Here is a 17,146-nt window from a genome sequence, read left to right as displayed (position 1 = left end):
ACAGAATTTCAGCGTCGCGGCGCGCAGGAATTGGTGCACTGGCAGGACGGCCTTGCGATCGACAATCCGGGCGCAACCCGCCTGCACGCCCCAACGGAGGACATCGATGTATCCCAGGAACCGTCTCGAAGCCCTGACCGATGGCATCTTCGCCGTCGCCATGACGCTGCTGGTTCTGGATCTGCGCATCCCCGACGACGCGGGCCGGCCCACGGACGAGGCCTCGCTGGTCCGGGCCCTGCTCGCGCTGGCGCCGAAATTCCTTCCGTACCTGCTGACCTTCTACGTGCTCGGTATCAGCTGGCTGTCGCTGATCAAGGTCAAGTCGCGCAGCGAGATGGTGGGCTCCGCCTATGCGAAGTGGTGCCTTCTCTACCTGCTGCTCGTGACCCTGCTGCCGTTCTCGACCCTGGTGATGGGACGCTTCACCGCCTACGCGGCGGCGACCGCGATCTACGCCGCCAACATCGGCCTCAGCGCGGGCGTCGGCTACAGGCTGATGTCGCTGCTGCCCGCGCCCGTGAAGGACGAGCACTGGCTGGATCGCCGGGTGTCGCTCGTGGTGCTGCTGGTCTCGTGCCTGCTGACGATTGCGCTGAGCTTTCTGATTCCTGCGCAGGCGTTGTGGGCGCTGGCGCTCAATCTCGGCGCGGGCACGGCGGCGCGCTGGTATCGCCGCCTTGAAACGCGCAGCTGAACGCAGTCGGCGGCCTTTGCGTCAACGCATCGGCACGTCGATCGACGCGGCGAGCGCCAGTCCGTCGAGCCGCTCCGAGCTGGCGACGACGATCGCCCGTTCGGACCGCCGCGCCGCATCGGCCAGCGCATTGCGCAGACACCGGATCGATGCACCATCGAGGGCCGCCGCCGGTTCGTCGAGCAAGGTCAGCGCGCGTCCCGATGCCAATGCCGCGGCCAACCCGACTTTGCGTTTCGAGCCGGTCGACAGCATGAACATCTGCTTGTCGAGATGTGGTGTCAGCGCGAAGCCGTCGACCAGTGCCTGCCAGCCGGCCGCGTCGAAACGAGGGTCGTCCGCGACCAGCGACGTCGTGCACTCGCGTGCGGTCATCCGGTCGAATTGATCGGCGGTCGGGTCGCAGAAGAACAGGTCCCGCCGATAGGCCTCGGGGTTTTCGTCGAGATGAACGCCGCCCAGCGTCAGCCGGCCGCCGCCGGGCAACAGGCCGGCCATCACACGCAGCAGCGTCGACTTCCCGCTGCCGGTGTCGCCGTACAGAAGGGTCACGCCGGCCTCGATGGATCCGGTCCAGCCGGACGCCAGCGCCGGCTGATCCGGATGCGCAAAACTCAGGTTCTCGATGTGCAGGATGCGGGGGCGGTGCGGGCTGTTGTCCATGCGCGCAAGCCTACCGCAGTGCAACTCAGCCGAAGTGGCACGAGACAGTTCCGAACTCGCCGTAGTCCGCCACCACGGTATCGCCCTTCGCGACATCGATGGGCCGGATGAAGGAGCCCGCCAGCACAACCTCGCCGGCCTGCAGCACGACGCCATGCCGATGCAGCCGGTTGGCCAGCCAGGCCACGCCATAGCCCGGATGATTGAGCACGCCCGCGGCCAGTCCGGTCTCCTCGACCTCGCCGTTGCGGCTGACGATGGCGCCGATGCGGCGCATGTCGGCATCGCTCGTGGCGGGCCGGAACGGGCGCCCGCCCAGCACCAGCGCCGCGTTCGCGGCGTTGTCGGCGATGGTGTCCAGCACGGTCCGCGTGCGCTTCGTCTCCGGGTCCACGCGCTGGATGCGCGCGTCCAGGATCTCCAGCGCGGGCGTGACGTAGGCCGTCGCGTCCAGCACGTCGAACAGCGTGCAGTCGGGGCCGGACAGGGGCCGGGCCAGCACGAAGGCCAGCTCGGCCTCGATCTTCAGCTGCAGGAAGCGATCGGCGGGAATCACCGCGCCGTCACGATGGAACATGTCGTCGAGCAGCACGCCGAAATCCGGCTCGGCGATCTGGACCGCGCGCTGCATGGCCTTGGACGTGAGCCCGATCTTGTGGCCCTTGACGGTTCGGCCCTGGGCTTGCTTGTGCTGCATCCACGCATGCTGGATCGCATACGAATCCTCGATCGTCATGTCGGGGTAGTCGAGCGAGAACTGCCGGCACGGCGTGCGCGTGCGCGCGGCTTCTTCGAGACGCTCGGCCGCGCGCTGCAAGGTCGCGGCATCGAGGCTCATGCGGGCCGCCCTTCGGCTTCGACGACGTTGCGCAGCACGCCGACGCCCGTCACCTCGACTTCGACCACGTCGCCCGGCTGCAGGTACTTCGGCGGGTCGAAACGGATGCCCGCGCCGATCGGCGTGCCGGTCGCGATCACGTCGCCGGGCTCCAGCGTCGTGAAGGTCGACAGGTACGAGATCAAATACGCGAAGTCGAACATCAGGTGCGCCGTGGTGTCGTCCTGCCGGGGCTCGCCGTTGACGCGCGTGCGCACGCGCAGGCCGGCATAGCCCCCGGGAAACTCGTCGGCCGTCGCGATCCACGGACCGATGGCGCCCGACGCGTGGAAGTTCTTGCCCTGGGTGACGTTGAACTTGGCGTGATGCACCCAGTCGCGAATGGTGCCTTCGTTGATGCAGGTCAGCCCGGCGATGTGCGCGCTGGCCTTCTCCCGCGCGATGCGCCGCCCGCCGCGGCCGATCACGATGCCGATCTCGCCTTCGTAGTCGAGCTGCCGCGATTCCGGCGGCTGCAGCAGCGCGCCGCCGTGGCCGACGAAGGAGTCGGGCACGCGCATGAAGATGCTCGGGTACTTGGGCAGGTCGCTGCCGTCCTTGTACTCGGCATTGCGGTGCGCGTAGTTGACGCCGATGCAGAAGATCTTGCGCGGCTGGGGCACCGGCAGTTCGAGGCGCACATCGGCGAGCGCATGGTCGGGCGCGGCGTCGGCGAGCGCGGCGCGGGCGCGTTGCAATGCCGGCTCGCCGCCCTCGAGCAGCGCGAGGACAGAGGCGATGTCCGGCAGGCGCCGGCCCAGGTCGACCACGCCCTCGCCTTTGGCCGCACCCCAATGGACCGTGCCGCCATGGCGATAGCTGAGAAGTTTCATGCGGACTCGAATCCAAAAAAGCGGGCGGGGTTGTCGACCAGGATCTTGCGGCGCGTGCCGGCGTCGGGCGCGAAGCGGTACAGCAGTTCGAGCAGTTCGCCTTCGTTGGGCGGCTGCTTGACCGAGACGGGATGCGGCCAGTCGCTGCCCCACACGCAGCGCTCGGGCGCCGCCTCGATCAGCCGCTGTGCGAGCGGCACGACGTCGTTCCAGGGCGCGCCGGTCTTCGAGATCTTCTCGGACAGCGACAGCATCACCCAGAAGTTGCCGCGCTGGAACAGCTCGAGGATGCGGACCAGGCTCGGGTCGGCCTCGCCCCGCGCAGGATCGGCCCGGCCCATGTGGTCGAGCAGCACCGGCACGTCGAGCGCCTCGAAGGCGTCGAGCTGCGCGGCCATGCCGCCGGGCTCCGGCTGCACCTTGACGTACCAGCCCAGCTCCTTCGCGCGGGCGAAGGCACGCGCCTGCTCGGCCGGCGAGAAGCTGATGCCCAGGCCGCCGCGCGTGAAGCGCGCGCCGCGCACGCCGGCGTCGTGCAGCTTGTGCAGGTAAGCATCGTCGCGCTCGGTCAGCACGGCCGCGTTGGCACAGGCGAGGTAGCGCCGCGGGCCATCGGCGTTCAGGCCCGCGAGCGCATCGAGCACCACCGTGTGGTCGGCGCCGTACGTGGTCGCCTGCACGATCACGCCGCGCTGGATGCCGAGCGTCGCATGCAGCTTCTGCGCGACCTGCCAGGTGGCGCTCGGCATCTCGTAGGCGGCGTCGGGCCGCACCGGGTAGACCTCGCGCGGACCGAACACATGGAACTGGCTGTCGCAGGACAGCGGCGGCGGCAGCGGCACGGGTGCGCGCGGCCGCGGATCGAAAGGAAGGTAGTCGGGCATCAGGCGATCCAGGCGGTGAAACTGCATTCGATGAGCTTGCCCATGTCGAGCTCGGGCGCCGTCATCGAATGGCGGGCCGGGCGCGATGCGGGGTCGGGGAACATCTCGAGCCACGGCGCGTTGAGGGCGGGCCGCTGCGTGCGGTCCTTCATCCAGACCGTGAGCTTCACGATGTCGGTGGTCCGGCCGCCGGCCGCCTCGACGATGCGGCGCACGTTGTCCAGCATGTGGCGGCACTGGGCCTCGATCGACTCGGCCGGCTTGCCGGTCGCGGGATCGTTGCCCTGGATGCTGCCGCTTTCCACCAGCGGGCCGACGCGGCATGCGGCGGGAATCGGGTTCTTGTGGCCGAAGCCCTCGACGTACACGCTGGTGCGCGCCGCGGGTGCGCTGCGGTCGAGCTTCATTCCGCCGTGATGTTGGCCTGCTTGATGATGGGGATCCATCGCGCGTCTTCCTTGGTGAGGTATTGGGTGAACTGCTCGGGCGTCATGCCGCGTGCTTCGGCGCCCAGGCCCTGGAACCGGTCCTGCACCGTCTTCTCGGCCAGGATCTTTCGCAGCGCGGTCGAGAAGCGCGCCACGATGTCCGCGGGCGTGCCGACGGGCGCCAGGATGCCGGTGAAGGTCTCCGCCTCGAAGCCCTTGAAGCCGGCCTCCTGCAGCGTCGGCACGTCCGGCAGCTGCGGCACGCGCCTGGCGGAGGTCACCGCCAGCGCGCGCGTCTTGCCCTGCTGGATGAAGGGCTGCGACACCGACAGCTGATCGAAGTTGAACTGCACCTGCCCGCCCAGCAGGTCGGTGGTGGCCGGCGCGTTGCCCTTGTAGTGCACGGTGACCCAGTGGCCGCCGCTTTCGCGCTGCAGGTACTCGCTCACCAGATGGTTGGTGGTGCCGGCGCCGGGGGACGCCATGGTCAGGTGGTTGTCGGGCTTTTTGGCGGCCGCCATCAGCTCGCCGATCGTCTTGTAGGGCGTCGACGGATGCACCTGCAGCACCAGCGGCGTGAACGAGACCGAGCCGATGGGCGTGAAGTCCTTCTTCCAGTTGTAGACGTTGCGCTTGAAGATCACCGGCGAGAACAGGATCGGACCATTGGCACCCATGAAGAAGGTGTAGCCGTCGGGCGCCGACCTGGCGACGAACTCGCCTGCGATCAGGCCACCCGCGCCGGGCCGGTTGTCGACCAGGAAGGGCTGGCCGAGCTCGGCCTGCAGGCGTTCGCTGATGATGCGCGCGGCGCCGTCGACGTTGCCGCCGGGCGGGTACGGAAGAACCAGCCGCACCGGCTTGGTGGGCCATGCCGGCTGTGCGCAGGCCAGAACGGGAAGCGCCACCGCAACGACGGCGCAGGCAACGCGGAATGCTTTCAACATAGGTCTCCTGAGTGAGCGGGAGCGCGCGCAAGACGCACCCTGGCCGCATCCGCCCACTCTAAGGAGACAGGCCGGAATGCTGCAAAGCAATAAGCCTCATTTGTTCCAGCATGTGGACTTTTATGAGATGCTGGCCGTGCCCGGATCGCGCCGCTGTCCACAATGGCGGCATCCCTCGCAGCTCCTCCACGCCGCCATGTCCCTGATCGCCAGCACCCTCAGCCCCGAAGCCACCTACCGCCTGATGAGCGGCATCGTGGTGCCCCGCCCCATCGCATGGATCACCACGCTCTCGGACACCGGCGTGGTGAACCTCGCGCCCTTTTCGTGCTTCACCTTCGTATCGAACAAGCCGCCGCTGCTCGGCATCAACATCGGCCGCAAGGCCGGCCGGCGCAAGGACACAGGCGCGCACATCCATGCGCTGGGCGAGTTCGTCGTCAACATCGGCAGCGCGTCGCAGATGAGCGCGATCCACGAGAGCAGCGCCGAGCATGCGCCGGAGGTCAGCGAGGCCGAGCTGCTGGGCCTGGCCACCCTGCCCTCGACCATGGTGCGCGTGCCGCGCCTGGCCGATGTGCCGGTGAGCATGGAATGCCGGCTGGAACGCGTGATTCCCTTCGGCGAGACCGGTGCCGAATTCGTGGTCGGCGAGGTGATCGTCTTCCACGTGCGCGACGGGCTGATGCGCGACGGCAAGGTCGACACCCGCGCGCTCGACCCGGTCTGCCGCATCGGCGGCCCGAACTACGCGACGCTGGGCCGGATCGTGACGCTGCGCGGCATGCAGCAGACGCCGAAATCGGTGCTGGACTCGCCGCCATGAGCCGCCGGCCGTTCCGAAGGCGAATACCGAAGCGCTGCTGCGCGAAGGTACTCCAGTGACCGAGCGCGACGCGAGCCAGACCGTCGGCGCGCAAAGTGTCCGTCGCGCGCTCGCGGTGCTGCGCATCGTCGCGACCGGCCAGGAACGCGGCGTGCGCCTGACCGATGTCGCCAGCCATTCGGACCTGAGCCGGCCGACCGCGCACCGCATCCTGCGCGTGCTGGTCGAGGAAGGCGCGGTGGAGCAGGACCCGGCCACGCGCCGCTACCTGATCGGCGGCGAAGTGTCGCTGCTGGGCCTGGCGCGCTCCTCGCGTTTCCCGCTGCGTGCCATCGCCGAGCCGCACCTGCGCCACCTCAGCGAGGTGCTGGGCGACACCGCGTTCCTCACCATCCGCAACGGCGCCGACTCGGTGTGCATCGATCGCCGTCCGGGCAGCTTTCCGGTCAAGGTGCTGTCCATCGAAGTCGGTGCGCGCCGGCCGCTGGGCGTGGGCGTGAGCGGCCTGGTCCTGCTGGCCTCGCTGCCGGTGGACGAAATGGCCGACATCGTGCGGCGCAACAGGCCCCGGCTGAAGGCGCTGCACATCGATCCCGGCACCTTGATCGCGCAGGCCGGCCTCACGCGCGCCCGGGGCTATGCCTATGCACCGGTCGGCGTGGTCCAGGGTTCGCGTGCAGTGGCAGTGCCGGTGCGGCTCACCGACGGCCGCACCGTCGCCGGCCTCGCGATCGCCACCATCACGGAACGGCTGCCCGATGCCCGCGTCGCCGCGGTCGTCGCAACCATGCAGGAACGCGCGGCGCTGATCGGCACGCAGGCCGCGGAACTCGCGCGGCGCAAGAGTTCGCGCAGCTGAAGCCGCGCCGCGCGGCAAGCCCGCTCAAGCTCTCGGCAACCTCGCGACGAAACAGGTTCCGGCCTCGGCCGACGAACCGACCTGCATGCTCCCTTCAGGCCGCCGGCGCTGCGCCGGGCGTGAAGGTCAATGCCAGCCCGTTCATGCAGTAGCGCAGTCCGGTCGGCGGCGGTCCGTCGTCGAACACATGGCCCAGATGGCCGCCGCAGCGCCGGCACAGCACTTCGTCGCGCGTCATGCCGAAGCTCTTGTCGGAGGCCTTCTCGACCGCATTGGCCATCGGCTTCCAGAAGCTGGGCCAGCCCGTGCCGCTGTCGAACTTGGTGGCCGAGGTGAACAGCGGCAGCTGGCAACCGGCACAGGCGAACACGCCAGCGCGCTTCTCATGGTCGAGCGGGCTGGAGAACGGCCGCTCCGTCCCGGCGTGCCGCAGCACGGCGTACTGATCGGGTGTCAGGCGCTTCTTCCATTCTTCGTCGGACAGCGTGAACTCGTAGGCCTTCGCGGCGCGGGCCACGGGACTCAGCAGCAGGCCGGACAGCGTGCCGAGCCCGGTGGCTGCAAGGGTGTTGAGGAATCGTCTGCGCGGGTGCATGCGGGAATCTCCTTTCGATGCCGTCTTCATGGTACGCACGCCGGGCCTCTGCAGGATTCAAGATTTCGTGACAACTTCAGGGCCTGTCGAGGCCCACCACCGCTCCCCGAAGCGCCCCTGCAGGAAGGCGATGAAGCTCGACACCTTGCCCGGCACCAGCTTGGGCGAAGGGAACACCGCATGGATTTCCTGCGCCGCCAGCGCGTGGTCGGCCAGCACTTCCACCACGTGGCCGGTGGCGAGCGAATCGCTGGCCACGTAGCGCGGCATCAGCGCGATGCCGAGCCCGGCGCGCGCGGCGGCCAACACTGCCGACACGTTGTTCGAGCGCAGCCGGCCCGACACCGGCACCGTGACCGGATCGCCCTTCGGCGTCTGCAGCTGCCAGACGTCGTCGCCCACCACGCTGCTGTAGATCAACGCCACGTGCGCGCTCAGGTCCTGCGCCTTCTTCGGCGTGCCGTGCTTCCTGAGATAGGCCGGCGCAGCCACCATCACCCACGGGTTCATGCCGAGGAAGCGCGCGCCGAGCGAGGAATCGGCCAGCTTGCCCATGCGGATCGCGACGTCGACGCCCTGCGCCACCAGATCGACGTAGCGGTCCTCGAAGCTGAGGTCGACCTGCACCTGCGGGTGCCGCCCCATGAATTCGAGTGCCAGCGGCACCACCACGCGGCGGCCGAAGGCGGTCGAGGTGCCGATGCGCAGCAAGCCCTGCGCCTGCGATTGCCGCAGCTTGACCATGCTCTCGGCCTCCTCGGCATCGCGCACGATGGCCTTGCATTTCTCGTAGTAGAGCGCGCCCGATTCGGTCAGGCTCACGCCGCGCGTGTTGCGGTTGAGCAGGCGCGCCTTCAGCCGCGCCTCGGTGGCCGCGACCTGCTTGGTCACGGTGGGCTGGGTGGTGTTGAATTCGCGCGCGGCCTTGGAGAAGCTGCCGGTCTCCACCACACGAACGAACATCTCCATCGCGAGCAATCGGTCCATCCCCGGATCGTAGCCAGTTATTCCGCCATGGAATAGGCTTTATGGTCCGGCGCCACCTTCTGCCGAAGGCGCGGAATTCCTACAGTCGAGCCAACCCAAGGAGACTCGACATGGCAAAGATGACCGCGGCCCAGGCCGCTGTGCTGGTGATGGAAAAGGAAGGCGTGACGCAGGCCTTCGGCGTGCCCGGCGCCGCCATCAATCCCCTTTACTCGGCCCTGCGCAAGCACGGCAGCATCGCCCACATCCTGGCGCGCCACGTCGAGGGCGCCTCGCACATGGCCGAGGGCTACACGCGCGCCGTCGCCGGCAACATCGGCGTGTGCATCGGCACCTCGGGCCCGGCCGGCACCGACATGATCACCGGCCTGTACTCAGCCTCGGCCGATTCGATCCCGATCCTCTGCATCACCGGCCAGGCGCCGCGTGCGCGCCTGTACAAGGAAGACTTCCAGGCGGTCGACATCGAGTCGATCTCCAAGCCGGTCACCAAGTGGTCGGTCACGGTGCGAGAACCCGGCCAGGTGCCGCAGGTGTTCCAGCAGGCCTTCCACCTGATGCGTTCGGGCCGTCCGGGCCCGGTACTGATCGACCTGCCCTTCGACGTGCAGATGGCGCAGATCGAGTTCGACATCGACACCTACCAGCCGCTCACGCCCTACAAGCCGGCCGCCACGCGGGCCCAGATCGAGAAGGCGATCGCGATGCTCAACGCGGCCGAGCGCCCGCTGATCGTGGCCGGCGGCGGCATCATCAATGCCGATGCCGCCGACCTGCTGGTGCGCTTCGCCGAGACCACCGGCGTGCCGGTGATCCCGACGCTGATGGCCTGGGGCGCGATCCCCGACGACCATCCGCTGATGGCCGGCATGTGCGGCCTGCAGACCAGCCACCGCTATGGCAACGCGACGATGCTCGCCTCCGACTTCGTGCTCGGCATCGGCAACCGCTGGGCCAACCGCCACACCGGCTCGGTCGAGGTCTACACCAAGGGCCGAACTTTCGTGCACGTCGACATCGAGCCGACGCAGATCGGCCGCGTCTTCACGCCCGACTTCGGCATCGTGTCCGATGCCAAGGCGGCGCTCGAACTCTTCGTGCAGGTCGCCGAGGAAATGAAGGCCAAGGGCCAGCTGCCCGATCGCGGCGAATGGGTCGGCCAGTGCCGCGAGCGCAAGAAGACCCTGCTGCGCAAGACCAACTTCGCCGACGTGCCGATGAAGCCGCAGCGCGTCTACCAGTGCATGAACAACAACTTCAGCCACGACACCTGCTACGTGAGCACCATCGGCCTGTCGCAGATCGCGGCCGCGCAGTTCCTGCACGTCTACAACCCGCGCCACTGGATCAACTGCGGCCAGGCCGGCCCGCTGGGCTGGACCATTTCCGCCGCGCTCGGCGTGCGGGCGGCCGATCCGTCGCGCAAGATCGTCGCGCTCTCGGGCGACTACGACTTCCAGTTCATGATCGAGGAACTGGCCGTCGGCGCGCAGTTCAAGCTGCCCTACATCCACATCGTGGTCAACAACTCCTACCTCGGGCTGATCCGCCAGGCGCAGCGCGGCTTCGAGATGGACTACTGCGTGCAGCTCGGCTTCGACAACATCAATGCGGCCGAGGATGCCGGCGTCGAGCGCAGCTACGGCGTCGATCACCTGAAGGTGGTCGAGGGCCTGGGCTGCAAGGCGATCCGCGTGCGCAAGCAGGAAGAGATGACGCCGGCGATCCAGCGCGCCGAAGCGTTGATGGCCGAGTTCGGCGTGCCGGTGGTGATCGAGGTGATGCTCGAGCGCGTGACCAACATCGCGATGGGCACCGAGATCGATGCCATCAACGAATTCGAGCCGCTCGCGGAGAGCGTCGAGGACGCCCCAACCTCCATTGCCGTCGCAATGCTGGATTGATCCGAGGAGACAAGATATGCCCAAGTTCGCAGCCAACCTCACGATGCTCTTCACCGAGCTGCCCTTCATGCAGCGCTTCGAGGCGGCCGCCAAGGCCGACTTCAAGGCGGTGGAATACCTGTTCCCCTATGCCTTCGACAAGAAGGAGCTGGCCGCCGCGCTGCGCGACAACGGCCTGGCGCAGGTGCTGCACAACCTGCCCGCGGGCGACTGGGATGCCGGCGAGCGCGGCATCGGCTGCCATCCGGACCGCACGGCGGAATTCCGCGAGGGCGTGGCCCGCGCGATCGACTATGCGAGCGCGCTCGGCTGCCCGCAGCTCAACTGCCTGCTCGGCAAGCTGCCGCAGGGCGTGACCGCGGCCGATGCCCGCAAGGTGGTGGTCGACAACCTGCGCTTTGCCGCGAAGGAGCTGCAGGCCGCGGGCATCCGATTGCTGATCGAGCCGGTCAACAGCTTCGACATCCCCGGCTTCTACCTGACGCGCACCGACCAGGCACTGTCGCTGATCGACGAGGTCGGCTCGACCAACCTGCTGCTGCAGTACGACATTTACCACGCGCAGCGCATGGAAGGCGAACTCGGCGCCACGCTGTCGAAGAACATCGCGCGCATCGGCCACATCCAGCTGGCCGACAACCCCGGCCGCGGCGAGCCCGGCACGGGCGAGATCAACTACCCGTGGCTGTTCAGGCACATCGATTCGATCGGCTATGCGGGCTGGATCGGCTGCGAATACAAGCCGCGTGCGACCACGGCGGAAGGCCTCGGATGGCGCACCGCACTCGCGCAATAAGCACAGAACACGACGACCAAGGAAACGACTTCATGTCCAGCAACGCACAAAAGATCGGCTTCATCGGCCTCGGCATCATGGGCGCGCCGATGGCGGGCCACCTGCTCGACGCCGGCCACACGCTCTTCGTCCACACGCGCGGCAAGACGCCCGAGCCCTTAGCCTCGCGCGCCAACGTGTGCGCATCAGCCACCGAGGTCGCACAACAGGCCGATGTCGTCTTCATCATGGTGCCCGACACGCCGGACGTGGAGAAGGTGCTGTTCGGCGAAGGCGGCGTCGCCGCGGGCCTCGCCAAGGGCAAGACGGTGGTGGACTGCAGCTCGATCGATCCGATCGCGACCAAGGACTTCGCCAAGCGGATCGCCGGGCTGGGCTGCGGCTATGTCGACGCGCCGGTCTCGGGCGGCGAAGTGGGCGCCAAGGCCGCGAGCCTCACGATCATGTGCGGCGGCGACGAAGGCACTTTCGGCCGCGTGCGGCCGCTGCTCGAGAAGATGGGCAAGAACGTGACACTGGTCGGCGGCGTGGGCGACGGCCAGGTGTGCAAGGTGGCGAACCAGATCATCGTGGCGCTCAACATCGCGGCGGTCGGCGAGGCGCTGGTGTTCGCATCGAAGGCCGGCGCCGATCCGGCCAAGGTGCGGCAGGCCTTGATGGGCGGCTTCGCATCATCGCGCATCCTGGAGGTGCATGGCGAGCGCATGATCAAGCGCACTTTCGCGCCGGGCTTTCGCATCGCGCTGCATCAGAAGGACCTCAACCTCGCGATGCAGAGCGCGCGTTCGATCGGCGTCGCGCTGCCGCAGACCGCGGGCGCGGCACAGCTGATGAACGCCTGCGCGGCCCTGGGCCATGGGCAGGACGATCACTCGGCGCTGGTGCGCGCGCTCGAAGCGCTGGCGCAGCATCCGGTGGCGCCGGACGCGGTCTAGAACAAACCAGCGCCAAGTGCTTTCACCGACCACCGCGGACATCAGTTTGGGGTAGCCTCTCTCCTGAGCCAAGAAGCAAGGAGACCCGATGGCACACAAGCTTTCCCCCGCCGAAGAAGCGCTGCGCGACGCAGCGCGCGAATACCACCGCTCGCCCGTCAAGGGCAAGATCTCGATCTCGCCCACCAAGCCGCTGCTGAACCAGCGCGATCTGTCGCTGGCCTACTCGCCCGGCGTCGCCTACCCCTGCCTGGACATCCAGGCCGACCCTTCGCTGGCCGCCGAATACACCTCGCGCGGCAACCTCGTGGGCGTCGTCACCAACGGCACCGCCGTGCTCGGCCTGGGCAACATCGGCCCGCTGGCCAGCAAGCCCGTCATGGAAGGCAAGGGCTGCCTGTTCAAGAAGTTCGCCGGCATCGACGTGTTCGACATCGAGCTGGCCGAGAACGACCCCGACAAGCTGGTGGACATCATCGCCGCGCTCGAGCCCACGCTCGGCGGCATCAACCTCGAGGACATCAAGGCCCCCGAGTGCTTCTACATCGAGAAGAAGCTGCGCGAGCGCATGAACATCCCGGTCTTCCACGACGACCAGCACGGCACCGCCATCATCTCCGCGGCCGCGCTCATCAATGGCCTCGAACTGGTCGGCAAGAAGATCGAGGACGTGAAGATCGCCGTCTCGGGCGCGGGCGCCGCCGCCATCGCCTGTCTCGATGTCATGGTCGGCCTCGGCGCCAAGCCCGCCAACATCTTCGCGGTCGATTCCAAGGGCCTGATCTACATCGGCCGCGCCGGCGGCTTCGACGATTCGAAGACGCGCTATGCCCAGCGCGACACCGGCGCGCGCACCCTGGCCGACGTCATGAAGGACGCCGACGTCTTCCTCGGCTGCTCGGCACCCGGTGTGGTCACGCAGGACATGGTCAAGAGCATGGCCCGCCAGCCCATCATCCTGGCCCTGGCCAACCCCGAGCCCGAGATCCGGCCCGAGCTGGCCAAGGAAGTGCGGCCCGACTGCATCATCGCCACCGGCCGCTCGGACTATCCGAACCAGGTCAACAACGTGCTGTGTTTTCCCTACATCTTCCGCGGCGCGCTCGACTGCGGCGCCAGCAAGATCACGGAAGAAATGAAGCTCGCCTGCGTGCGCGAGATCGCCGAGCTCACCAAGGCCGACATCAGCGAGGAAGTCGCCACCGCCTACGCGGGCCAGGAGCTCGCCTTCGGCCCCGACTACCTCATTCCCAAGCCCTTCGATTCGCGGCTGATCCTGCGCATCGCGCCGGCCGTGGCCAAGGCCGCCGCGGCCTCGGGCGTGGCGCTGCGGCCGATCGAGGATCTCGAAGCCTACCGCCAGCACCTGACGCGCTTCGTCTACCAGACCGGCATGTTCATGCGGCCGGTGTTCAGCGCCGCCAAGCTCGCGACCACCAAGCGCGTGGCCTATGCCGAGGGCGAGGACGACCGCGTGCTGCGCGCCGCGCAGCTGGCAGTCGACGAAGGCCTGGCCAAGCCGATCCTGATCGGGCGTCCCGCGGTGATCGAGACGCGCATCAAGAAGGCCGGACTGCACATCCGCCTGGGCACCGACGTCGACTGCGTCAACCCCGAGGACGATCCGCGCTTTCGCACTTACTGGGAGACCTACCACAAGCTCATGGGCCGCCGCGGCATCTCGCCCGAGGCCTCCAAGGCGATGGTGCGGCGCTCCAACACCACGATCGCGGCGCTGATGGTGCACCTGGGCGATGCCGATGCGATGCTGTGCGGCCTGGTCGGGCGCTTCGACAGCCACTTGAAGATCCTGGACAACGTGCTGGGCCTGAAGCGGGGCGCGCCGGGCTTCGCGACGCTCAATGCGCTCACGCTCGAGAAGTACACGATGTTCATCGCCGACACCAACGTGCACGAGGACCCGAGCGCCGAGACGCTGGCCAACATCGCGCTGATGGCGGCCGAGGAAGTGCGCCGCTTCGGGCTGCCGCCCAAGGTGGCGTTCCTGTCGCACTCCAACTTCGGCTCGTCCGAGCGCGGCTCGGCCCGCAAGATGCGGCTGGCGCGCGACCTGTTCGCGCGCATGGCGCCCGACATCGAGTGCGACGGCGAGATGCACGGCGACGCGGCGCTGTCGGAGACGGTGCGCCTGAACGCGATGCCCGAGACCACGCTCAGGGGCGAGGCCAACCTCTTGATCTGTCCCAACCTCGATGCAGCGAACATCCTGTTCAACGTGCTCAAGATGACCGGCGGCAACGGCGTGACGGTCGGCCCGATCCTGATGGGTGCGGCGGGCTCGGCCCACATCCTCACCACCTCGTCGACCGTGCGCCGCGTGGTCAACATGACCGCGCTCGCCGTCGCCAACGCGACCTCGTCGAAGTAAGCGTTCGAGCCCTTGAATGACGCCCCGCCGCGATGCCCGCGTCGGGGCGTTTTTGTTGGCGGGCTTTCATCACCGTTCCCGATGAATTTATAGCAACTGCGTCATTTACCGATCGGATCCGCGATGCAAACATGCGCCAGGGCTCGAAGAAGCCGCCGTGCGCAAGACATCCACGTAGGAGACATCCATGACGACGAATGCAGTGAGCGATCCGGTCAACGAAATGCTGCCCCTGCCGAAGCTGGCCACGCTCGGCCTGCAGCACGTGCTGGTGATGTACGCAGGCGCGGTCGCGGTACCGCTGATCATCGGCGGCGCGCTGAAGATGTCGCGCGAGGAGATCGCGTTCCTGATCAGCGCCGACCTGCTGTGCTGCGGCCTGGTCAGCCTGATCCAGTGCGTCGGCCTCTGGAACGTGGGCGTGCGTCTGCCCATCATGATGGGCGTGGCCTTCACCGCGGTCGCACCGATCATCGCGACCGGCTCCGATCCGCGGCTGGGCGTGCCGGCGGTCTTCGGCGCGGTCATCGCCTCGGGCGTCTTCACTTATTTCGCCGCGCCGTACATGAGTCGCATGGTGCGCTTCTTTCCGCCGGTAGTGACCGGCACCGTGGTGCTGCTGATCGGCGTTTCGCTGATGAAGATCGGCATCAACTGGGCGGCCGGCGGCGTGCCGATGATCCATGGGCCGGGCGGCATGGTGCCGAACCCGCAGTACGGCGCGCCCGTCAATCTGGGGCTGGCCGCCTTCGTGCTGGTGACGATCCTGCTGCTGACCGCCTTCCTGAAGGGCTTCATGGCGAACATCGCGGTTCTGCTGGGCATGACGCTCGGATTCGTCGTCGCGGCCGCAATGGGCCAGGTGCACTTCGGCGGCATCGCGGAGGCCGGCTGGCTGCGCGTCGTGCTGCCCTTCCACTTCGGCCTCCCGACCTTCGATGCGCTGTCGATCCTCACCCTGTGCCTGGTGATGATCGTGATGATGATCGAGTCCACCGGCCTCTTTCTCGCGATCGCGGAAATCAACGAGCGCCCGCTGACGCAGAGCGACCTGGCGCGCGGCCTGCGCGCCGACGGCATCGGCAACATCATCGGCGGAATCTTCGGCACCTTCACTTACACCTCCTATGCGCAGAACGTCGGCCTGGTGCAGGTGACCGGCGTGCGCAGCCGCTGGGTGGTGGCCGCGGCCAGCGTGATCCTGATCGTGCTGAGTTGCCTGCCGAAACTGTCGGTGCTGGTGGCCGCGATCCCGAATGCGGTGCTCGGCGGCGCGGCGCTGGTGATGTTCGGCATGGTCGCGGCCACCGGGGTGAAGATCCTGGCCAAGGTCGACTTCACCGGCGACCGGCGCAATCTCTACATCGTCGCGCTGGGCGTCGGCGTCGGTCTGATTCCGGTGGTGGCCGACCGCTTCTTCACCCAGTTGCCGGACCTGGCGGTGCGCTTCTTCCAGAACGGCATCCTGATCGGCACGCTCACCGCGGTATTGCTGAACCTGCTGTTCAACGTCCGCCGGCCGGTGCTCACACGGTCAGTAGCTGCGCTCGACGCTTGAAGAGCAGATCGCTGAAATTCTGCGCCGCCGGCGAGAGCGAGCGGTCGGCATGGAACAGCAGCGCGATCTTGCGCGTGATGACCGGATTCACCACCGGCTTGACGACCAGCCCCAGCGCCAGCGCGAGCCGCGTGGCGGTGGTCGTCAGCACCGCGATGCCCAGGCCGCCCTCGACCATGCCGATGATCGTCAGCGGCAGCGCCACTTCGTAGGAGCGCGTCAGCGTGATGCCGTGGCGCGCCAGCGTCATGTCGATCTGCTCGCGCAGCGGATTGCCGGCCGGCGATCCGATCAGCGGATAGCCTTCCAGGTCGCGCCAGGTGAGCTCCTTCTTGCGCGACAGCGCATGGCCGGCCGGCATCATCACCGCGTAGGTGTCGGTGGTCAGCAGGCGCGACGCCACGTCCTGGCGCAGGCCGGACTCGGTGCCGATGCCGAAGTCGACGGCGCCCGAGCGCACCATCTCCGGCACGTCGGGCTGCGCCACGTCGTGCAGGTCCACGGTGACGCCCGGATGCGCCACGCCGAACTCGCGGATCATGCGCGGCAGCATCAGCGCGGCCTGCAGCGAGGACGCGGCGATCGACACGCGCCCGCGCCCCAGCGTCTTCAGGTCGCTCGAACTGCCGAGCACGCTGTCGAGGTCGGCCAGCGCCTTGCGCGCCAGCGGCAGGATCTCGGCGCCGGCCTGCGTGAGGCTGAGCATGCGCGTGTGGCGGTCGAACAGCCGCAGGTCCAGGTTGGCCTCGAGTTCGCGCACCAGCGAGCTGACCGTGGACTGCGACAGCTCCAGCTTGTCGGCCGCGCGCGTGAAGTGCTTGGCCTCCGCGACCTCGACGAAGGCGCGCAGCTGACGCAGGGTCACGTTCATCTTGTTCATCGATCAATGCCCCGGTTTGAATGGCTGAGCCGATGGTAGCCACAGCTGCGGCCGCACGCGACCTCGAAATGATCGACTCGGGAAAGTC

General features: G+C 67.9%; 17 protein-coding genes. 8 read left to right on the top strand and 9 right to left on the bottom strand.

Annotated elements, in window-relative coordinates; genetic code table 11:
• Positions 1 to 106: 106 nt before the first annotated feature.
• Positions 107 to 697: a TMEM175 family protein gene (locus tag WDLP6_RS07455; protein WP_162591821.1), complete on the top strand. Its 591-nt coding sequence runs from the start codon at positions 107 to 109 to the stop codon at positions 695 to 697.
• A gap of 21 nt (positions 698 to 718) precedes the next feature.
• On the opposite strand, the gene WDLP6_RS07450 is transcribed toward WDLP6_RS07455, so the two are convergent.
• The 6 genes from WDLP6_RS07450 to WDLP6_RS07425 are packed head-to-tail and all read right to left on the bottom strand — an operon-like array spanning position 719 to position 5,329.
• On the bottom strand, positions 719 to 1,360 hold the full coding sequence (locus tag WDLP6_RS07450) for an ABC transporter ATP-binding protein (RefSeq protein ID WP_162591820.1): 642 nt from the start codon (positions 1,358 to 1,360) through the stop codon (positions 719 to 721).
• 25 nt (positions 1,361 to 1,385) lie between these two features.
• Positions 1,386 to 2,198, bottom strand: a complete 813-nt coding sequence (gene hpaH / locus WDLP6_RS07445) for a 2-oxo-hept-4-ene-1,7-dioate hydratase (RefSeq protein WP_162591819.1) — start codon at positions 2,196 to 2,198, stop codon at positions 1,386 to 1,388.
• A complete protein-coding gene (locus WDLP6_RS07440) occupies positions 2,195 to 3,070 on the bottom strand; it encodes a fumarylacetoacetate hydrolase family protein (protein WP_162591818.1) in 876 nt (291 codons plus the stop codon). Before WDLP6_RS07440 ends, hpaH begins: the two co-directional genes overlap by 4 nt.
• On the bottom strand, positions 3,067 to 3,954 hold the full coding sequence (locus tag WDLP6_RS07435) for an amidohydrolase family protein (RefSeq protein ID WP_162595002.1): 888 nt from the start codon (positions 3,952 to 3,954) through the stop codon (positions 3,067 to 3,069). Before WDLP6_RS07435 ends, WDLP6_RS07440 begins: the two co-directional genes overlap by 4 nt.
• Positions 3,954 to 4,361 (bottom strand): RidA family protein, encoded by a 408-nt coding sequence (locus tag WDLP6_RS07430; RefSeq protein WP_162595001.1) that lies wholly within the window; start codon positions 4,359 to 4,361, stop codon positions 3,954 to 3,956. Before WDLP6_RS07430 ends, WDLP6_RS07435 begins: the two co-directional genes overlap by 1 nt.
• Positions 4,358 to 5,329: a Bug family tripartite tricarboxylate transporter substrate binding protein gene (locus tag WDLP6_RS07425; RefSeq protein WP_162566440.1), complete on the bottom strand. Its 972-nt coding sequence runs from the start codon at positions 5,327 to 5,329 to the stop codon at positions 4,358 to 4,360. Before WDLP6_RS07425 ends, WDLP6_RS07430 begins: the two co-directional genes overlap by 4 nt.
• A 196-nt stretch (positions 5,330 to 5,525) precedes the next feature.
• Here WDLP6_RS07425 and WDLP6_RS07420 point away from each other — a divergent pair, with 196 nt between their 5' ends.
• Entirely contained in the window at positions 5,526 to 6,155 is a 630-nt protein-coding gene (locus tag WDLP6_RS07420) for a flavin reductase family protein (protein WP_162591817.1), read from the top strand.
• Between the two features lie 55 nt (positions 6,156 to 6,210).
• Positions 6,211 to 7,014: an IclR family transcriptional regulator gene (locus WDLP6_RS07415; RefSeq protein ID WP_162591816.1), complete on the top strand. Its 804-nt coding sequence runs from the start codon at positions 6,211 to 6,213 to the stop codon at positions 7,012 to 7,014.
• Positions 7,015 to 7,108: 94 nt separating this feature from the next.
• Here WDLP6_RS07415 and msrB read toward each other — a convergent pair whose 3' ends face one another.
• Both msrB and WDLP6_RS07405 read right to left on the bottom strand, forming a co-directional pair.
• Positions 7,109 to 7,609: a peptide-methionine (R)-S-oxide reductase MsrB gene (gene msrB / locus WDLP6_RS07410; RefSeq protein ID WP_162591815.1), complete on the bottom strand. Its 501-nt coding sequence runs from the start codon at positions 7,607 to 7,609 to the stop codon at positions 7,109 to 7,111.
• Positions 7,610 to 7,666: 57 nt separating this feature from the next.
• A complete protein-coding gene (locus tag WDLP6_RS07405) occupies positions 7,667 to 8,596 on the bottom strand; it encodes a LysR family transcriptional regulator (RefSeq protein WP_162566436.1) in 930 nt (309 codons plus the stop codon).
• A 110-nt stretch (positions 8,597 to 8,706) separates the two neighbouring features.
• On the opposite strand from WDLP6_RS07405, the gene gcl reads away from it, so the two are divergent.
• From gcl to WDLP6_RS07380, 5 genes are all read left to right on the top strand, one after another.
• The gene (gcl, locus tag WDLP6_RS07400) at positions 8,707 to 10,500 is read left to right on the top strand and encodes a glyoxylate carboligase (protein ID WP_162591814.1); all 1,794 of its coding nucleotides are present in this window, start codon (positions 8,707 to 8,709) and stop codon (positions 10,498 to 10,500) included.
• 16 nt (positions 10,501 to 10,516) lie between these two features.
• On the top strand, positions 10,517 to 11,296 hold the full coding sequence (gene hyi / locus WDLP6_RS07395; protein WP_162591813.1) for a hydroxypyruvate isomerase: 780 nt from the start codon (positions 10,517 to 10,519) through the stop codon (positions 11,294 to 11,296).
• Positions 11,272 to 12,231 (top strand): 2-hydroxy-3-oxopropionate reductase, encoded by a 960-nt coding sequence (locus WDLP6_RS07390; RefSeq protein ID WP_332105485.1) that lies wholly within the window; start codon positions 11,272 to 11,274, stop codon positions 12,229 to 12,231. Before hyi ends, WDLP6_RS07390 begins: the two co-directional genes overlap by 25 nt.
• 88 nt (positions 12,232 to 12,319) lie before the next feature.
• Entirely contained in the window at positions 12,320 to 14,620 is a 2,301-nt protein-coding gene (locus tag WDLP6_RS07385; RefSeq protein WP_162566432.1) for an NADP-dependent malic enzyme, read from the top strand.
• Positions 14,621 to 14,807: 187 nt separating this feature from the next.
• The gene (locus WDLP6_RS07380; protein ID WP_162591811.1) at positions 14,808 to 16,178 is read left to right on the top strand and encodes a nucleobase:cation symporter-2 family protein; all 1,371 of its coding nucleotides are present in this window, start codon (positions 14,808 to 14,810) and stop codon (positions 16,176 to 16,178) included.
• Here the strand turns inward: WDLP6_RS07380 and WDLP6_RS07375 are convergent.
• Positions 16,147 to 17,058, bottom strand: a complete 912-nt coding sequence (locus tag WDLP6_RS07375) for a LysR family transcriptional regulator (RefSeq protein WP_332105483.1) — start codon at positions 17,056 to 17,058, stop codon at positions 16,147 to 16,149. The genes WDLP6_RS07380 and WDLP6_RS07375 overlap by 32 nt on opposite strands.
• Between the last annotated feature and the right edge of the window lie 88 nt (positions 17,059 to 17,146).

Origin of the sequence: Variovorax sp. PBL-E5, from assembly GCF_901827185.1 — a bacterium.
GTDB lineage: Bacteria > Pseudomonadota > Gammaproteobacteria > Burkholderiales > Burkholderiaceae_C > Variovorax.
The sequence above is the reverse complement of the archived record's forward strand: the minus strand, read 5'-3'. Positions and strand labels throughout refer to the sequence as shown.